Consider the following 1,402-nt stretch of genomic DNA (forward strand, 5'->3'; position numbering starts at 1 on the left):
ATCAGCCATCGAAACCAGCCGTGACCGCTGCATGACGCCCCTGCCAGGCGTCATCAAGACCCCTTGACAACTTCATTGGGAAGTAGTTCTTGCTCGGGGCGGCCAGCCGGTGGTCCCGGGTCGGGATCAGAGTGCCGTCGACGATGGCGATCTGGCCGACCGGGCGCCGGCGGACCGGGGCCAGGGCCAGCAAGGGGCCGAGGGTGTCGATGACCCGGTGCGCGGCCGAGTGCGATACCCCGAACAGCGGCCCGATCTGCCGCATGGTCAGGTTGGTGCGCCAGTACGTGGCCACGAGCAGCACCCGGTCGGGCAGGTCGAGCGCCCACTGCCGGCCCGGCCGGCCGTCAGCGATGGCGTCCCCCGCCACGTTCGGCGACCAGCCGGACCAGCCTGCGGAACTGGGCGGGCTGCAGACCGGTGAACGGGAAGATCCACTCCGGCCGGGCTGAGGAGATCACCTGCACCACAACATCTTCGGCAATTGTCCTGGGGGACAGACGGTGGGTTGCGAGGCATCCCTGAGCCAGCTGTGGCGGTGGTCGCCCGAGTAACGTCGCGAGCGGGAATCAGGATGGGGAGGCGACCTGTGGCAGGTGGCGGCCGAGTTCAGTACGCAGGACGCCCGCCGGGGGCCGAAGCAGGCCGACGTTGACCGTGTAGACAAGCTGACCGGCACGAATCCGTGGACGGAGCGTCGTGGCCGATGGCACGACCGCTCCGGGGCGGAGGGTGACCTGGAGCACGGCGAACGGGCCAGGACGGCGGACCGTCGTCGAGTGGATCGCCTGCCACGGGAGGACGACCAACCGCCCCTTCCCGACGAGCCCCAGTGCCGGATCGGTGACTTGGACCGATGACCAGTTCCTGCGGTGCAGGACGAGCCAGAGAGCGCTGAAGATGACGGCGTAGAGGACACCTGACCCGGCGATGCGCGTCAGGTCGGCCGGTAACCGCCCGGTGACGAGTGAGAACACGGCTTGGACGAAGACCCAGGCCAGGAAGCTGTTTAGCAGCATGACCATGAACATGAGGCGGGCGGACGTGCGGAACGTCGTCCCGTCGCTCTCGTCCATGAGGGTCCTTCCGTCGACGAATGCCGTCGACTGTAGGGCAGTTCCCGTCCGGCGGATGACCTCAACCGCGATGCAAGTGTCTGATGAGGGCGTGCCTGCGATCCGGCCCAACGAATTCGGCCCCGCTGACACCTAGTCCTCGACGAGCTGCCAGGCCCCTTCGTCCAACCCCGGCCAGGTGCTTCGGCGATCGCCCTCAGCGGACGGACATCGAGTTACGAGACATCCCTTAGAGCTCCTAACTCTTTGAGCGTTGGAGTCGTCGCCAGCAGATGATGGCGCAGGCGAGGGTGAGGAAGGCTTCGTGGATGTCGTCGCGGACCTCC

Annotated in this window: 1 protein-coding gene and 1 pseudogene; both read right to left on the reverse strand. The window is 67.2% G+C overall.

All coding sequences use genetic code 11. The features are described 5' to 3' along the window. Positions 1-82: 82 nt before the first annotated feature. Positions 83-467: pseudogene (locus ACFYPD_RS34055) on the reverse strand (transposase family protein); the annotation flags it as partial. Between the two features lie 102 nt (positions 468-569). Beyond that, positions 570-1,076, reverse strand: coding sequence for a hypothetical protein (locus tag ACFYPD_RS34060; protein ID WP_387122912.1), 507 nt, complete (start codon positions 1,074-1,076; stop codon positions 570-572). Between the last annotated feature and the right edge of the window lie 326 nt (positions 1,077-1,402).

It is taken from the genome of Micromonospora sp. NPDC005299, from assembly GCF_042872345.1.
In the GTDB taxonomy this organism is placed as follows: Bacteria; Actinomycetota; Actinomycetes; order Mycobacteriales; family Micromonosporaceae; genus Micromonospora.

Coding starts and splice junctions, on each gene's coding strand:
- ACFYPD_RS34060 (WP_387122912.1), bottom strand. CDS start 1,076: ATGGACGAGAGCGACGGGACGACGTTCCGCACGTCCGCCCGCCTCATG.